Here is a 16641-nt window from a genome sequence, read left to right as displayed (position 1 = left end):
ATGTAAAAACAAATTTAAGGAGGTAGTGGGCATGAAGATGTTTTGTTATCAATGTCAGGAGGCATTGAAGAATACAGGATGTACGACAATTGGTGTGTGCGGCAAAACAGCCGATGTAGCAAACCTTCAGGATTTGCTAATTTTTACCCTGAAGGGCATATCTTTTTTAAACTTAAAGGCAAGAGAAGTCGGTGTAAATAAAGAAAAAACAGATCGCTTCCTAATTGAAGGCTTATTTTCTACAATTACAAATGTGAATTTTGACAGGAACTTCTTCTTAAGAAAAATAAAAGAAGCAGTGGCATTGAGGGATGAAATCAAAGAAGACCTTAGAAATAAAGGTGTAAGAGTAGACGAATATAAAAATATAGATGCCATTTCATGGACTTATGGCACGGATGCCGATATAGAAGCAATTTCTCAGGAAGTAGGAGTTTTATCTACAGAAGATGAAGACATAAGGTCTTTAAGGGAGTTAATAACTTATGGTGTAAAGGGTATGGCAGCCTATGCATATCATGCATATCAACTGGGTTATAAAGATGACAATATATTTAAGTTTATGGAGAAAGCATTGGCTAAGGTTTTAGATGACAGTTTGACAGTGGATGACTATGTGGCTTTGGCAATGGAGACAGGGAAATACGGCGTAGATACAATGGCACTTCTTGACAAAGCCAATACTTCTACCTACGGTCATCCTGAGATAACAAAAGTCAATATTGGAGTGAGAAATAATCCAGGAATATTGGTAAGCGGTCACGATTTAAAGGACTTAGAACAGCTTCTTGAGCAAACTGCTGGCACAGGTGTAGATGTATATACTCATGGAGAGATGTTACCAGCTCACTATTATCCTGCTTTTAAGAAATATCCTCACTTTGTAGGCAATTATGGCAATGCATGGTGGCAGCAGGACAAGGAATTCGAACTATTTAACGGACCAATTTTAATGACTACAAACTGCCTCATTCCGCCTAAAGACTCTTATAAAGACAGAGTCTACACTACAGGCGTCGTAGGCTTTGAAGGGGTAAAATACATTCCTGAAGGACCAGATGGTAAGAAAGATTTCTCAGAGATAATTGAGCATGCCAAAAGATGCAAACCTCCTGTAGAGATTGAAAGAGGAGAAATAATAGGAGGCTTTGCTCACAACCAGGTTTTACAGTTAGCGGATAAGATTGTAGAAGCAGTAAAGACAGGAGCAATAAAGAGATTCTTTGTAATGGCAGGCTGCGACGGAAGAATGAAAAGTAGAACCTATTATACAGAATTTGCCAAAGCTCTTCCAAAAGACACAGTGATTCTAACCGCAGGATGTGCAAAATACAGATACAACAAGCTAAATCTTGGAGACATAGATGGCATTCCAAGAGTATTAGATGCCGGACAGTGCAACGACTCTTATTCCCTTGCTGTAATAGCAATGAAGCTTAAAGAAATATTCGGATTAAACGACATAAACGAACTTCCTATATCATATAACATTGCATGGTATGAACAAAAAGCTGTAATAGTACTTCTGGCACTACTTTACCTTGGAGTAAAAAATATTCACTTAGGCCCAACACTTCCTGCTTTCCTATCACCAAATGTGACAAAAGTATTAGTTGAGAAATTTGGTATTGGTGGCATAACAAACGTAGAAGATGACTTAAAAATGTTCTTAGGAGCGTAATCAAACACCGGAGACAGTTCAGTGGTGTGAAAAAATTCTCCAGCAAACCTTAGGGATAGTTCTATTTGTTTGAAAACAAAAAGCTCTCCATTTTCTGGAGAGCTTTTTGTTTTGTCCTTTGATAGAAGACACTATCTCATCAATGGATGTGACAGAATAATTGGAAATTTTGGGTGTCAAATGTAAAAATGAGAGAGAAAAATTTCGTTTTATTCATGACTTTTTATTACAAGCATATTGTTTTCCTTAGAAATTTCCAAATTATAGAACTTCCTGCAGGACTCCATAATCGTCTTTATAAGTTTTTCCTGACCAGTTATTTCGAGTAAATGTATAGATTTAGATAAAGAGTCTTTGTATTCTTCTCTGCCGAGATTGTACTCTGCAATTGCTTTTCTAAAATACAGAAGTCCCAGACCACTTAAAATATTATTTTTTACACAGGTTCCTATTCCAAGATTTGCATAATGTAAAGCTTCTTCGTCAAGCGAAAGAATGTGATAAGTATATGATATATTGTAATACAACCTTATTCTCGTTTCCCATTCTTCAGAAGAAAGATTATGTAAGCAGAATAAGAGGACTTCAAGGCTTTTTTCTGCACCTTCTATTTTTTTAAGGAGCAAAGCCATGTTCATTAGAATTCGAATTTCCATGTCACTGTAAACAAAATCCGCATAATTAGAAAGAGAGAAATTTGGGATAGTGATTTCCATCGCTTTTTGAAGCTTTTCCATAGCTTTTTCATAATTTTCATTGATTGTTTTTTCAAAGACAGACTCAGCAGTTAGTAAAAGTTGATTTAATAACTTAGAGTAATATAGGCTCATATCACCTTTTTCAAGCAATTTCTTTAACCTATCAATATCATCTCTCAAACTTTCAAAATCTCCGCTTTCAAGTTTCTTTTCGAGAGAGGATTTTATGTCAAAGAAAGTAGAATAATCTTTTAATCTGTATTTTAGGAGCAATTCATTTAAATCTTTTTTATAGAGATGGGACAAAAGATCTAAAGTTTCCTGTTTGGGTATGACTTTACCGTTTTCAATTTTTCTAAGTGTATCCCTGCTGATGAAAGCTTGTTCAGCAACATCGCTTTGGGAAAGTCCCAGAGATTTGCGAATATTTTTAAGTTCTTCACCAAATGCTTCTAAATCATAATAGAAACCATCCATTTTTTAACACCTCATGCCGATTCAAATCGGCTTGAAAATATCCTGGTTATTATCTATTATATAGTTAAAAGGAGAAAATGTAAAGGGCAGGTGAAGATGGAATGAATAAGAAACTAATAATTATGTTCTTTGTTGTAAACATTTTATTTACATCTTGCTTTTTTAGTCCATTAGGAGAAGGGAAAGTAGTTCCACTGTGGGAAGAAGATGCAATTGACTTGCACTCCTATGACTCCATTGGGATGAAATGATGGGGTGAATCGATTTAGTTTTCTTTTTAAAGTACATAAAACGCCAGAGACAAATGCAGGTGACAGTTCCTTTTATCCGATTTCTAGATTCCAAACAAAAAGAACCGCCTTCTTTGTTTGGATTATTTGTGTTAAAGTCCAAATTTTCGGATAATTTATTTTAAAAATCCCTTTTCAAATCTTATACCACTGTATTTTACTCTCTTAGAAGCCATTTTACAAATTTAGCCTATTGTAACTTACAGTTACAAAATTAAAAATTTTCACTGGTGATATAGTTTTTTTGCTTGGAATATTGACGTACATTAGTGTAACTCCAGCTTATGTGAATGATAAAAAAGAGGTGCTCCAATATCTAGTAGCAGAAGAAAGAGAACCAAGGATACATGGAGATATAAATAATCCATGGGGTGGATAGAAGCTTAGAAATTGAAAAGTATTTTTCATATCCAATGCTTACTTAATCGTAGAAGATACTATTACAAAGCCAAAATACATTTCAGGTAGGCTGAAGGCACATCTTAGAACTTTGATGTAACTACAAATAAAAAAGTTTTAAGATGTGCTGAGTATAGAAATTGATGCTGTAGCGTATAATGCTAAATTTCTTAAGAGTAATACAAACAATTTTAATACAATAGAATCTATATATACCCTTCCGGCTCAAAAGAAATATTCTAAACATCAGATCGCAGAGTACCTTTATAATGAGTTTAAAGTAAAACACATTGCTATTGGCGATGTGATTACAGAAGATGAAACGCTTAAAGTAGAAAAGGAAAAGGTCCAAGATATAGAAAAAGAAGTTGAATATGTGTTTGACAATATAATCGCTGATAGGTTTATTTATCTAAATGAATACTCTCTTCCATTAATATCATTTTTCTCCAAATCATATAATGATAATTTTTGTACTACAGGTATCTCAAATATTACGATAACAGCCAGCGGGGATATATGGCCATGCCAATTGTTCATTGGGAGAAATGAATATCATATGGGGAAAATAGATTTTAACGACATTACAAACTTCGATTTTAAAAAATTCAATAAGGTGTCAGATAATTTTTACAAAATAAAGAAATCTAGATTTTCAGAATGTCAGAAATGTATTGCTAGATATTGGTGTGTAAAGTGCTTGGGAGCTATACAAAAAAATAACTTAGAAGAAAATATTATAACAAGTGAGTGTATAAATATACGGAAAATAACAGAAATAGTCTTAGAAAAATTAGGATATTACATTTTAAATGGCAATTTTGAAAAACTATACGGCAACCTAAGGAAAACAACAAAAGGAATTGAGGATAAATTTTTAAATGTTGTGTGAAAAGGAGTGAAAGACCTGTATGAGAGAATTTCTATTCAAGTATAAAAAAGAGTTTGTGCTTGCAGTATTTTTCTTAGTAGCTTCTGTATTGATAAATATTTACTTTGCTTTTATTTATAAAAAACTCATAGATGTAGCAACTACACGTGATTTGGTGAAATTTTATTCTGTTGTCAAATTCGCAGTAATGTTTACCATATTGGAAGCAGTAGTTGGATGGTTAAATAGAACAACTCGATTTCATTACATGAAAAAAACTTTGATATACCTAAAAGACAGGTTATTTAGAGCAATCATTAAAAAGGATGTGGAACATTTTAATGAAGTTAATACAGGTAAGTACATTTCAATTATTTCAAATGATGTAAAGATTGTAGAAGAGGATTATTTTAACAATTTCTTTAGGCTTTTAGGCAGTGCAGTAGGATTTGTGGCTGCATTAATTTCTCTATTTATATTAAGTTACAAAATAACTGTGATGATAATACTCATGGCAATTCTTAGTGTAATAATTCCTCGCATTTTTGATGATAAGATTGCTAAAATGAGAAACGATTATTCTGAGAGCTTAGAACTTTTTACTATAGAATCTAAAGATACTCTTACAGGACTTGAAGTGATAAAGAGCTTCGGGATAGAGGATAAAGTACATGAGAAGTTTTCAAAAGTTAATGAAGATGTGGAAGATAAAAAGCTTAAATACAGCGTACTTTTAAATACCTCTGACACCATGTCAGAAATTTTAAGTAGCTTTATTTTCCTCTCTGTATTTGCAGTAGGTTTATACTTTACCATAAAAGGAGAGATGACTTTAGGAACGATGATTGCCTGTGTACAGCTTACCAATAACATAATTATGCCAATATACAGTATGGGTCAAAATCTCAACAGGATACTCTCATTAAAGAGCATATCACAGAAGATAAATGAAGTATTACAGGAAAAGGAAGAGAGGAATGATTATATACCAGTAAAATCTTTTAACGACTCAATAGAATTTAAAAACGTATCTTTTAGCTACACAGGGGAGACAAAAGCTTTGGATAATATAAACTTTACAATCAAAAAAGGAGGAAAGTACGCATTAGTAGGGACAAGTGGAGCAGGGAAATCCACAATACTCAAGTTATTGTTAAAACAATATGAAAACTATGAAGGAGAAATAAAATTAGATGGGATAGAATTAAGAAGAATAGACAAGAAAGACTTATTCAAGATAATAACCCTATTACATCAGAATGTATTCATATTTGACGGGACAGTAAAAGACAACATAACCCTATTTAATGACAGATACACGGATGAAGAAGTAGTAAGAGCGGCGAAGATAGCAGGATTAGGGCCGTTATTAGAGAAATTGCCAGAGGGGATATTAAGTGATGTAGGAGAAGGGGGAAAACTTTTATCGGGAGGGGAGAGGCAGAGGATAGCGATAGCTAGGTCAATAATAACAAATGCGTCAATACTGGCACTGGATGAGGCGACAGCGGCGTTAGACAATGAGACGGCGTATATGATAGAGAAGACGATACTAGATATGGACATAACAGCGATAGTTGTAACACACAGGTTGTGGAGTGAGCTACTCAAAAGGTATGACGAGATAATAGTATTAAGGGATGGAAGGATTGTGGAGAAAGGAAGGTTTGATGATTTAATGAAGATGAAAGGGTATTTTTACAGTTTGTTTAATATAGAGAAGCTGGATAAAGTAGAGGAGCGTATAGAAGAAGAGGGAATATATGTGGTGTAAGGTAAAGTGTTTTATAGAGGAGGATGAGCCAAAGTGAAGGCATTTTTGTTAAAATATAAAAAAGAATTTGTAATTGCAGTATTTTTTGCAATTCTTGCTGCTTTGATGAATGTTTTTGTAGCATTTATCTTAAAAATGTTTTTTGATGTAGCTACAATAGGCAGATTAGAGAATTTTTATACTGCCGTTGAAATAGCATTGGTTTTTGTGATTTTCAACAGCCTTGTACTCTGGTTGGCTCAAATATCTAAATTCGACTATATCAAAAAGAGCTTAATACATTTAAAAAATGTACTCTTTGAGAAAATTATAGGAAAAGATTTAAATCAATTTGATGAAGTAAATACCGGTAAATATATTTCAATTGTTTCCAACGATATAAACATGATAGAAGAAAATTATTTCAACAACTTTTTTGAACTGGTAAGCAGTGGAGTGGGATTTTTAGCAGCACTAATTGTTTTATTCATACTTAGTTATAAAATTACCTTTATAATAATTGGTTTGACAGTTTTAAGCATGTTAATACCGAGAGTTCTGGATAGAAAGATAAGCGATTTAAGAGGAATTTTCTCACACAGTTTAGAAGAATATACGAGTATGGCAAAAGATATCCTCGCGGGGTTTGAGGTAATAAAAAGCTTTGGCATAGAAGGAAAGGCAAAAGAGAATTTTGAAAATGTAAATGAAGAAGTAGAGAAAAATAAGCTCAAATTCAATTTAGTACTGAATATGGCAGATGTAATTGGGTATTTTTTAGCTTTGGGTTTAATGTTAGTAGTGTTTGGATTAGGTATGTGGGAAGAAGATGCAATAGAACTACACTCCTATAATTCCATTGGGATGAAGTAATGAGTGAATCGATTTAGTTTTCTCTTTAAAGTACATCAAACGCCGGGGACGGTTCCTTTTGTCCGATTTTTAGGTTTCAAACAAAGAGAACCGTCCCCTTTGTTTGGATGATTTATGTTAAAGTCCAAATTTTCAGATAATTTATTTTAAAAATCCCTTTTTAAATCCTGTACCACTGTATTTCACTGTTTTTGAAGCCATTTTGCAAATTTAACCTATTGTAACTTACAGTTACAAAATTAAAATTTTTCACTGGTGATATATGAAAAAAAGAGAAAAAGAAAGAAAAAAGCGAATAACTTCGATGAAACGAAATATTGGGGAGGCTTATAAACGTTTTTGCCATTTTACTGGTAGAGATAAGAATGTTAGGATAAAATTGAAAGAGGATTTGGGAGGAGAAGTAAATTGAAAAAGCGATAACTCTGCTGATCATAATAACCTCTTTATTGGAGATATTTATATTAATTAGGGTTGCTCTATATTATTTCCATATAAAAGATGTAAAAACAATTCAAAAATATTTGCCAGTAGCAAAAAGAAAATTATAAGGTCATTGAAATGGAAGAATTTAAATATTTAAAATTGCCTGTGGTGAACTTCATTTTCGAGGAATTGCTTAAAAATAAATTAATAAACTGTATTGCTTTGTTATAGGGTAGAAAATATTTGTAGGGAGGAGATAATTTTATGAGAAGATTTGTAATTTCGATATTGATAATTTTGTTAATTTTATCAACATGGAGCGCCGTCTTAGCTGATTCAATTAGTTCTAAGAATTATTACGAGTTGTCAGGAATAAGTGTAAGAATAGATGGGACAGAATTGAACGAATTATATTATAATGATAAGTTGAGTAATGTATCCTTAAAAAAAATAGATGATTTAATACTCTATACTGAAGTAGTAAATATTGAAAATATCGGAGAGTCAGAGTTCGTAGATGCAATAGTTAAATATAATGACGGGACCTTTGAAAAGGTAAGTAATATTGCTGATTGGGAAAGTGATAACCCTGATGTAGTATTTGCTTATAAAGGGAGAATTTTGGCAGTAGGTAAAGGAAGTACGATTGTCAGAGTATCAATTTCAAATTTTACAAGAGAAATTAAAGTAAATGTTGAAGGAAGGACTGATGTAAGAGAGGTAATTCTAAAATTAGATAAAGATACAGATAAAAAAACAAATTCTACCTATTTGAGAGATTATGTGGTTGATAAAGCAAAGAGAATGGTAGATGTTTCTTGGACTCCTTCTCAGAATCTAACCGGATGGTTAGGAAGATATACCTTTACAAAAGGTGTAACTTATAAAGGAATACCATATTCTCAGACACCGAATCAAAGAGATGAAATTGGTTTTTTGCAAAGTCTAAATAATGCAGCAGATTTTTATGTTCCGTATACAGATCCTAATGGTAGAATAATGCCTAGATATGGGAGTGATTGTTCTGGATTTGTGAGTTTTGCATGGGGGATAAGTAGACAGACGACATGGAGTTTTTTACAAGGGATAAAAAATGGGACGTACAAGAAAGTGGGTTCATACAATGTAGATAACCCTACCTCAAGTGAATTATTAACATCATATCTACAACTTCAAAGAGGAGATGCTGTAGTAAATGAAGGCCACACATTTTTAATTGCATATAACGACAAAACAAACAAAAAAGTATATGCATATGAACAAACTCCTTATTATGCGCAATATACTGTATGGACCTATACTCAAATGGCTGATGGAAAATATAGGCCTTTTACACTGACATACATGGATGACCCGATTTTACCGTATAGTTTGTTTCTCGAGTTAGAATAAATGAAAAAAGAAATAATCTAGGAGGGAGAAAAATGAAGAAATGGTTATATTTTATTTCATTATCCTTATTGATTTTCTTTCTTTTTGTGGCTTGTTCGGAGAAGATAGGTACAATTCCTGAAAATTATTCATATAATTATGATAACTATCTAGAGTACGATTACATGAAAAAAGCTGGAGATACTAAAGGCTCATTTAGTTTTAAATATCCAAAGGGATGGGTTGTAGAAAAATTACCCACATGGGAAGCAACTTCAGAAAAGGAAGCTTCTCCAGATTGGGGAGTAGAATTGTACAAAGAGGGGGATAAAGAAAATAAGATAACAATACTTGGAATTGTAGGGGGCGTGCCTGTAGATAAAAGCCGAGGGAATGAGTGGGAAAAACAGGGTTTTCAAAAAAGTCAACTCGTGGTTGGAAATGTGAAAAGAGGGGAAGTATACTCTGGAATAGTTGAAAACAAAGTAAAAACAGTAGTTCTTTATTATGACAAAGATAACCCACCAAGATTTGAGTCTGGCTGGCGCTTGGAAGCTCATGCCCAAGTCGACAAACAATTTTATAATAAAAACAAAAATGAAATATGGCATATTTTAGCTAGTGTAAAGAAAATTGAATAAAACTGCTATTGAGTATCAATTGTAATTATAGTATTTTGCTACTTTATAAATCAGTGCAGACAGACACCGGGGACGGTTCCTTTTGTCCGATTTTTAGGTTTCAAACAAAGAGAACCGTCCCCTTTGTTTGGATGATTTATGTTAAAGTCCAAATTTTCAGATAATTTATTTTAAAAATCCCTTTTTAAATCCTGTACCACTGTATTTCACTGTTTTTGAAGCCATTTTACAAATTTAACCTGTTGTAACTTACAGTTACAAAATTAAAATTTTTCACTGGTGATATATGAAAAAAAGAGAAAAAGAAAGAAAAAAGCGAATAACTTCGATGAAACGAAATATTGTAAGGGCCTATAAACGTTTTTGCCATTTTACTGGTAGAGGTAAGAATGTTAGGATAAAATTGAAAGAGGACTTGGGAGGTGAAGTAAATTGAGGAGAATTATAGTTTTGTTGATAATAGTAATTTCTTTGCTTGGGACATTGGCATATGTTAACATAGCTCCAACTTATGTGAATGATAAAAAAGTGGTACGCCAATACCTAGTAGCAGAAGAAAGAGGACCAATGATACATGGAGAAAGGTGGGATAAAACACATACCATCAATTGAAAGAACCAGTAGAATTATAAAAAATTTAGTGATATAGTTACTATATCCTTTCTAAATGACAAAACTGTACACGGAAATACTGCTTTGAAGAAGTTTCAAAGATTTGCGAATATTTTCTACTCTTAATCAAAAGCTTCTAAGTTATACTAAAATTTATCCATTTTTTGATGCCTTACCCTGATTTAAATCGTGTTGAAATTATTCTATTTACCATCTGTTATATAGTTAAGGAAGAGATATGTAAAGATGGCGCCATTTTGATATCTTCGTTGTGTTTTAACATGGTGGTCAAAAATAAAGTTGGACCATTAGGAGAGGAAGATTTAATAAGATGGCATTTTGCAGTGTCTGGGAGGTGATGGTAAAATGCGTTAAAATAACATTTTGGTAGTAAAAATTATTTAACAGGGGGCGTAGAAAATTACAAAATATAAAAATATATTGATGGTAATTATTTTGATTGTGGTCATAATTGCGTTAACATTTTTATATTACAAAACACATTTGGGCACTATAAACAAAATTAGGGATAACTTAATAACAAATAACGAAACCACGGATAATTTGGATATATTAAGCTATAAAGATTATAAGGAATTATTTGGAACAATGGTTAAGACTTTTAACATAGAGGGTTTCAAAGTGAAGGCTAGCACTATAGATGGGAATGTTACTGCAATTGAAAAAGAACTATCATTTGGTAAAAGGGAGTTTTTAACTTTAAACGGTGATTTTAATTCTCCAAATACTGATGAACAGTTTACTATAGAAAATGAAAAACAGAATATACAAATAACAGTTGGAATTTACTACACGGAAAATTATCTTGGTAATGATTTTGTGGGATGGATTTATAATAAAGGATTTGCACATTTAAATAAAAATTTAGCAGAAAAAAATAGTACAGCTGTTTTAACATATAAAAATTTGATAGTTTTAGTTCAATATTCATCAACAAGCGAAGTAGATATATCATTAATGAATAATGTCATGAAAGCATTAATAGAAATATTAAAAAATTTTGATAAGACAAAAAATGATTAGACTAGATATGATAATAACTACTTTTAAACTTTTAAAATATAATTTATGAAGAGAAAGGAGAAATCCAGAATGAAAAAAATTATATTGTTACTTATGATTCTTGTCTTTACATTATTTATAAATGCATATTTTGTTGGTCAAGTCCAAATTTTTGTGTAAAATCCCCCTGGTTAGAACATGAACCTTCTTTATCACCACCGTTCAATTCATTGTACTGCTTCCGCCCCCTGGTGTCAAGGATACGCTACGCCGGGCTTTTGCCCGTCCTTGACACCAGGGGGCTCCAGCAGTTATTAAAAACTAACGGTGGTGATAAAGGTCATTTTATTGAAATAACCTTATCCTTCGCTTTTTTTGAAATTTCTTTTTGCCACTCGAAATACTCAGTCATATCTAAATACTTCCTCCCTGAAGCCCATTTTTCATCTTGTTCCATTAACAATGCTCCTATTAGACGAATGCCAGATTCTCGACTTGGGAATATTCTTATAACTCTTTCACGACGACGAATTTCTTCATTTAGACGCTCTAACATATTAGTAGTGCGAAGTCTCCTTCGATAAGGCTCAGGAAGTTCTAAAACTGCTATTGCATCTTCAAATCCTTCTTCTAAAATCTCCATTGCTTTAGGAGCTTTATCTCTATATTCATCTAATACTTGATTTAATAGCATCCTTGCTGTTCTGGGATCTGGTGCTTCAAAATAGGCTTTCATTTGGCATGTAATTCTTTTTGTAAAGCTTTTGGAGTCTTATCAAGGATATTTCTCATAAAATGTGTTTGGCACCTTTGCCACGTAGCTCCCTGGAAGTGTCGACAAATAGCTTGTACAAGTCCACTATGATGATCGGAAACTACCAAATCAACTCCATGGAGCCCTCTCTGCTTCAGCCATGAAAAGAATTCACTCCAGCTATCTTCTGATTCACTGTCTCCTATCATAAGGCCTAATACTTCTCGTAAGCCTTTTCATTTATGCCTACAGCAATTAATACGCTGCGTTGACGAACACGTCCCTCTTCTCTTACTCTTACACCTGGCATCAACTATAACAAAGGGAAAGCTTTTTTCTCTTAAAGGTCTTGAATTCCACGCTGTAATAATAGGATCGAGATTTTTGCAAAGCTCGGAAATTGTGGATTTTGAAAATTCAGTTCCACAAAGTTCATAAGTGATTTCTTCGATTTTTCGGGTAGATACTCCATTAACCACCATCTCCATTAGTGCCAACAAAAGGGCCTGCTCACTTCTCTGGTAACGGTTAAAAAGGTCAGTGGTAAATTTGCCATTGCGGAGTCTTGGAACTCTTAAGGTGAGAGTTCCAACTCTGGTAATTAAACTTCTTGAATAATAACCATTACGATAATCCTGTCTTTCTTCTGTCCTTTCATAAGGTTCAGCTTTAACTTGTTCAGTAGCCTGAGCTGCTAAAATTTGATTAAGTACAGACTCTAATAATTTAGCTAACTTTTCATCTTTTGTTCCTTTTACAAAAAGATAATGCAAAATTTCAGAATCTATGGTAATATTGTATTGAGCCATTTCCTATCCCTCCGGTTAGATTTTTTGGTTCGTTTCTATTTCTATTCTAACCAGGGGTGGGGAATGGCTCAACTCCTTTTTACACAATTATATAGACTTAACTTATTTTGTTTATGCAAATGATTTATCCAATGGTAATGATAATACAATACCAGATAGTGTATTAGAAAAGGTCAAAAGTAAAGTAGAAAAATCCCAATTCAAATTGCCAGAAATAAGAGCTTGGGAAATAGATAAAGATGGAAGCAAAAGAGAAGTTATCCCAAAAAGTATCAAAAATAACAATGACTTAATATCTACTATGGGAGTACCTAATGACGGTTATATATATGTTTTTGATCACTATGACCCTAATTATGCAAGTAAAAATTGGCATTATGCAAGTGCAGGGACATACAGATTAGCAAATTATACTAATACCCCAATAAATGGTACTTATAAACAGCTGAACACCAAACAAATTTATTGGAATGTTTCAACAAATGTTTCAGGAGAAACTACAGTAGGGAATGGGTTTCTTGCTGGAATAAAATTAAAAACAGGTGTAGAAGTTGACAGAAGTCAAACATGGTATGCAGGAAAAGAGTATGGAGTTGCTTTTACTGTTCCTCCACGTACAGTATATTATTTAACTAATTATCAAGTGGGCATTAATTCTTCAGGGTTATTATATTGGAAAAAATATTCACCTTCAGGGACTTCATGGTTAGGTTGGTATACTGAAACTGCTGGGGGAACTGTTATTGATAAAGACGACATAAATATAGAAGTGACAGATTCTGAACCAATGTAAAACTTGACAAAGAGAACGGTTCCTTTTGTTTGAAATCAAAAAGTCCTCTAGAAATAGGAGGGCTTTTTGATTTATTCTCTATTAGAAAACATTATTTCGCCATTGTCAGAAAGAAAAGTATAAAAAGTTTTTGTAATTATAACATTTATACCTATAGGGGAGAATGACAAAAAATTAAAAGCAAAGGTATATAAAGTTTAAATTTTCAAACAATTTATTTTAAGAATACCTTTTTATGTTCTGTAATAGATAATATTACAGTCGTTGAAGCCATTTTATAAATTTAACCTGTTGTAAGTTACAGTTACAAAATTAAAATTTTTCACTGGCAATATATGAAAAATGAGAAAAAAAGCGAATAACTTCGCTGAAACGAAATATTGGAGAGGTCTATAAGCGTTTTTGTCATTTTATTAGTAGAGATAAGAATGTTAGGATAAAATTGAAAGAAAATTTGGGAGGTGAAGAAAATTGAAGAAAGCTATAGCTTTGTTGGCATTAGTAGATTTTTTACTTGGGATAGTGACGTACATTAACGTAAAGCCCTCCTATATAAATGATAAAAAAATAATGCAACAATACACGTTAGCAGAAGAAAGAGAACCAAAGGTATATAGAGAACCCATATATCAAGGGAAAAACTAAAAACTTAATATCCTCTTTCCAAATTAATGAAACTATACACGGAAACATTAGTTTAGGGAAATTCCACAGATTTGCGGATATTTTTAAGTTCCTCACAAAAAACTTCTAAGTTACAGTAGGATCCATCCATTTTTGACACTAACCCTGATTCAAATGGAAAGAAAAGATATGTAAAGTGGCGGTGTAAACAAAAAAGAAATTAATGCTTATCTTCCTAACATCTGTTATTTCAATGTTCTTTATTATATTTTAATGCAGGTATAATTACACCATTAGGGTAAGAAGATTTAACAAGATAGTATTTTGTAATATCTGGGAGGTGATGTTGTTATAAGACAAGTTTATAAATTATTGTGGAGGTGGTGATAAGAGAATCTTAGGAAAATGAATTTTTAAAACACGACTGATTTATTACAAAATATTAAGGTGAGGTGTGTGGATATGAAGAAAACAAATTATTTATTGATTTCTTTACTTGTAATATGCTTAATATTCCCCAGATTGGTACTAGCTCAAAGTTACTACAAAGAGAAATATAATATGACTGGGTATTCATATTCAATAGATGGCAATAAAATAGAAGATATAACAGTAAAGATAATAGAAAGCGATATAAAGGATGGGAGCTTATCGGGAAAAGCGGTTTTAATAACATCTACAGATAGTATACTGCTGAAATTTAACAATTTAAGACCCCAGAAATTGTCATCTGGCGAATTTAAAGATTACACTGGAATTGGAATAGCCCATACAAAAGAGGGAGATATGGATGTGGCAATAGCCATAGACAAAAATCTGGATAGAATAGCAGGGAGCATAGATTATAATAATGGGAACTCTATCAGGGTGTACAATTTTTTAGCAGGTAAAGATATACCTTCATTAGATCTGATAAGAGATAAAATAAATAGATACAGTAACTCAAGTCATTCTGAAAGTCCTGAAAATGTTTCTATATTAGGTATAGGAAAACTTGCAGATAGAACTGCTAATGGTATACACATACAGGTTTATGGACCATCATCTGTGTCGAGAAATAACCCTTCGCAACCATATCAGGTTAGAGTAAGACAAAACCTCTATACAGAAAATTGGGTAACAGTATCACATATAAGAATATGGGGTAGTCCTCCTAGAAATGGTGGTGAAGGATTATGGATTCAAGATGTAAATCCACATACAAGGGCTACTGGAACATTTTCAATTACTATATCAATTACTCCTTTTATAGGTATTACAATTAATACAGCAGTGGCAGGAGTAACGGAAAGCCATACTTCTACAGGAGTATCTTGGTACATTGTACCAACAGATCCTGTTATATCTTTTTATGATGGTCCAGATTCAAGCACAAATCCAACAGCTGTAGAGATGTATTTAGCGCCCATATCCGGAAGCGGAACGTATGTCTGTACAGGTTATGTTTCAGCGGAATTTAAGTTTTATGATGCTCTAAACAGATATTACGACACAAAAATAAATTCTGATGTACCGTATTCTGTAACAATATATTAATTAAGCAGTAGGAATAGCCGATTCTCTTTAAATTATAGATTGTTTATGGTAAAATAAAAATAAGAAAGTTACAAAAATTCTTCTGATTACAAAAAGTAATTGCAGACGCCTGTAAAACTACTATACTTAATGATAATGGTTAGAGGACTTTGTCATTAAACTTCTACAATATTATTCGATAAAAACACAGAATAGGAGTTTTCTCTAAAAAGGAAACACATAATTGAATTTTTTAAGGGAGAAAAAATCTATGCCCAAATTCTTTACTTACTTATTTGAGGTGTTTAATTGAAAATAATAGAGTTACGTTATTGCAAACCGAGAAAAGTTAATAATTATCTATACATCCGGAATTAAGTTTATAAGTAAATATAAATATTTATTTAAGAAACTAACCACGTTAAAAATTACCATAGTATCTGCGAAAAAATCTTTGCATAAAGTATGTATTTTCCATGAGTTAGGAGGGATTCTATTGGCATTATTTAGCATAGAACTCATTATAGTATCTATTGTGGCATTAGTTTTTCTTTTTGTTTCGGTATACAAGTCTTGGAGTAATACAGAGGAAATAAAAAAAGAACTGCAGGAAATTAAAGAATTATTAAAACAAAAAGATACCAAAAACTGAAATGTCAAACAGTGGGGACGGTTTTCTTTGAATTCAGACGGTGAGAACCGTCCCTCTTGTTTGATTATAGGAAGGTTTCCAACTTATACTTAAAAAAATACCTGTGCTCACAAATCCATCTGGCGAGTTTTATTCCTTAATGAAAAAGAATATTTGAATTACAGAAAAAGAAGAAGTAAAATAAAGCTTTCAGAAAATTGGAGGTAGAGGAGAGCTGTTAAGAGTAGTTCCAAATCTTGTGTTCATCTTTTTCCGTAATTGTTCATTTAGGTATTTAGCCAAGATATCAGAAATTGTTTCGACAAAAATTTTTATAAACTTTTTAGTAATTTTCTATAGCTATCTCCTTTAATTTTTCCGACCCAGTATATAAAATAAA

The 16641-nt window shown here is 32.4% G+C and carries 15 protein-coding genes and 1 pseudogene; 14 read left to right on the top strand and 2 right to left on the bottom strand.

All coding sequences use genetic code 11. The features are described 5' to 3' along the window. The first annotated feature begins 31 nt into the window (after positions 1 to 31). The gene (gene hcp / locus TTE_RS13125; RefSeq protein ID WP_041587251.1) at positions 32 to 1681 is read left to right on the top strand and encodes a hydroxylamine reductase; all 1650 of its coding nucleotides are present in this window, start codon (positions 32 to 34) and stop codon (positions 1679 to 1681) included. 209 nt (positions 1682 to 1890) lie between these two features. Here the strand turns inward: hcp and TTE_RS13120 are convergent, their stop codons facing one another. Next, positions 1891 to 2856, bottom strand: coding sequence for a helix-turn-helix domain-containing protein (locus TTE_RS13120; protein WP_011026740.1), 966 nt, complete (start codon positions 2854 to 2856; stop codon positions 1891 to 1893). A 101-nt stretch (positions 2857 to 2957) separates the two neighbouring features. Between TTE_RS13120 and TTE_RS14080 the strand changes: the two genes are divergently transcribed. The 9 genes from TTE_RS14080 to TTE_RS13080 all read left to right on the top strand — a co-directional run bounded on the left by TTE_RS14080 (position 2958) and on the right by TTE_RS13080 (position 11136). Then, positions 2958 to 3107, top strand: coding sequence for a hypothetical protein (locus TTE_RS14080; protein WP_162828801.1), 150 nt, complete (start codon positions 2958 to 2960; stop codon positions 3105 to 3107). A gap of 283 nt (positions 3108 to 3390) precedes the next feature. Continuing rightward, on the top strand, positions 3391 to 3525 hold the full coding sequence (locus TTE_RS14535) for a hypothetical protein (protein ID WP_012268693.1): 135 nt from the start codon (positions 3391 to 3393) through the stop codon (positions 3523 to 3525). 144 nt (positions 3526 to 3669) lie between these two features. Beyond that, complete coding sequence (locus TTE_RS13115; RefSeq protein WP_011026739.1) at positions 3670 to 4437, top strand: SPASM domain-containing protein; 768 nt, start codon at positions 3670 to 3672, stop codon at positions 4435 to 4437. 19 nt (positions 4438 to 4456) lie between these two features. Beyond that, a complete protein-coding gene (locus TTE_RS13110; RefSeq protein WP_011026738.1) occupies positions 4457 to 6190 on the top strand; it encodes an ABC transporter ATP-binding protein in 1734 nt (577 codons plus the stop codon). Positions 6191 to 6223: 33 nt separating this feature from the next. Further along, a complete protein-coding gene (locus TTE_RS13665) occupies positions 6224 to 7042 on the top strand; it encodes an ABC transporter transmembrane domain-containing protein (RefSeq protein ID WP_081427438.1) in 819 nt (272 codons plus the stop codon). Positions 7043 to 7732: 690 nt separating this feature from the next. Next, on the top strand, positions 7733 to 8860 hold the full coding sequence (locus TTE_RS13095) for a hypothetical protein (RefSeq protein WP_011026736.1): 1128 nt from the start codon (positions 7733 to 7735) through the stop codon (positions 8858 to 8860). Positions 8861 to 8892: 32 nt separating this feature from the next. Continuing rightward, on the top strand, positions 8893 to 9480 hold the full coding sequence (locus tag TTE_RS13090) for a hypothetical protein (protein ID WP_011026735.1): 588 nt from the start codon (positions 8893 to 8895) through the stop codon (positions 9478 to 9480). A 432-nt stretch (positions 9481 to 9912) separates the two neighbouring features. Further along, positions 9913 to 10092: a hypothetical protein gene (locus tag TTE_RS13085; RefSeq protein WP_041587250.1), complete on the top strand. Its 180-nt coding sequence runs from the start codon at positions 9913 to 9915 to the stop codon at positions 10090 to 10092. Positions 10093 to 10554: 462 nt separating this feature from the next. Then, positions 10555 to 11136, top strand: a complete 582-nt coding sequence (locus TTE_RS13080; protein ID WP_226990209.1) for a hypothetical protein — start codon at positions 10555 to 10557, stop codon at positions 11134 to 11136. 319 nt (positions 11137 to 11455) lie between these two features. Here the strand turns inward: TTE_RS13080 and TTE_RS13075 are convergent. Then, positions 11456 to 12678 (bottom strand): annotated as a pseudogene (locus TTE_RS13075) (IS256 family transposase). A gap of 205 nt (positions 12679 to 12883) precedes the next feature. Here TTE_RS13075 and TTE_RS13070 point away from each other — a divergent pair. The 4 genes from TTE_RS13070 (at position 12884) to TTE_RS13985 (ending at position 16262) form a co-directional block, all read left to right on the top strand. Then, complete coding sequence (locus TTE_RS13070) at positions 12884 to 13471, top strand: hypothetical protein (RefSeq protein ID WP_011026731.1); 588 nt, start codon at positions 12884 to 12886, stop codon at positions 13469 to 13471. Between the two features lie 471 nt (positions 13472 to 13942). Beyond that, positions 13943 to 14116, top strand: coding sequence for a hypothetical protein (locus tag TTE_RS14075; RefSeq protein ID WP_011026730.1), 174 nt, complete (start codon positions 13943 to 13945; stop codon positions 14114 to 14116). A 441-nt stretch (positions 14117 to 14557) separates the two neighbouring features. Beyond that, positions 14558 to 15631 (top strand): hypothetical protein, encoded by a 1074-nt coding sequence (locus TTE_RS13065; protein ID WP_011026729.1) that lies wholly within the window; start codon positions 14558 to 14560, stop codon positions 15629 to 15631. A gap of 475 nt (positions 15632 to 16106) precedes the next feature. Then, positions 16107 to 16262 carry a hypothetical protein gene (locus TTE_RS13985; protein ID WP_157858526.1) on the top strand — a complete coding sequence of 52 codons (156 nt, stop codon included), beginning with the start codon at positions 16107 to 16109 and terminating at the stop codon, positions 16260 to 16262. Positions 16263 to 16641: the final 379 nt, after the last annotated feature.

Origin of the sequence: Caldanaerobacter subterraneus subsp. tengcongensis MB4 (assembly GCF_000007085.1) — a bacterium.
GTDB lineage: Bacteria > Bacillota > Thermoanaerobacteria > Thermoanaerobacterales > Thermoanaerobacteraceae > Thermoanaerobacter > Thermoanaerobacter subterraneus.
This window is presented reverse-complemented; position numbering and strand designations above follow the sequence as displayed.

Bases quoted from the DNA above. Each gene is read 5' to 3' on its own strand.
- TTE_RS13120 (WP_011026740.1), bottom strand. From the start codon at position 2,856: ATGGATGGTTTCTATTATGATTTAGAAGCATTTGGTGAAGAACTTAAA.
- hcp (WP_041587251.1), top strand. From the start codon at position 32: ATGAAGATGTTTTGTTATCAATGTCAGGAGGCATTGAAGAATACAGGA.
- TTE_RS13065 (WP_011026729.1), top strand. From the start codon at position 14,558: ATGAAGAAAACAAATTATTTATTGATTTCTTTACTTGTAATATGCTTA.
- TTE_RS14080 (WP_162828801.1), top strand. From the start codon at position 2,958: ATGAATAAGAAACTAATAATTATGTTCTTTGTTGTAAACATTTTATTT.
- TTE_RS13090 (WP_011026735.1), top strand. From the start codon at position 8,893: ATGAAGAAATGGTTATATTTTATTTCATTATCCTTATTGATTTTCTTT.
- TTE_RS13110 (WP_011026738.1), top strand. From the start codon at position 4,457: ATGAGAGAATTTCTATTCAAGTATAAAAAAGAGTTTGTGCTTGCAGTA.
- TTE_RS13095 (WP_011026736.1), top strand. From the start codon at position 7,733: ATGAGAAGATTTGTAATTTCGATATTGATAATTTTGTTAATTTTATCA.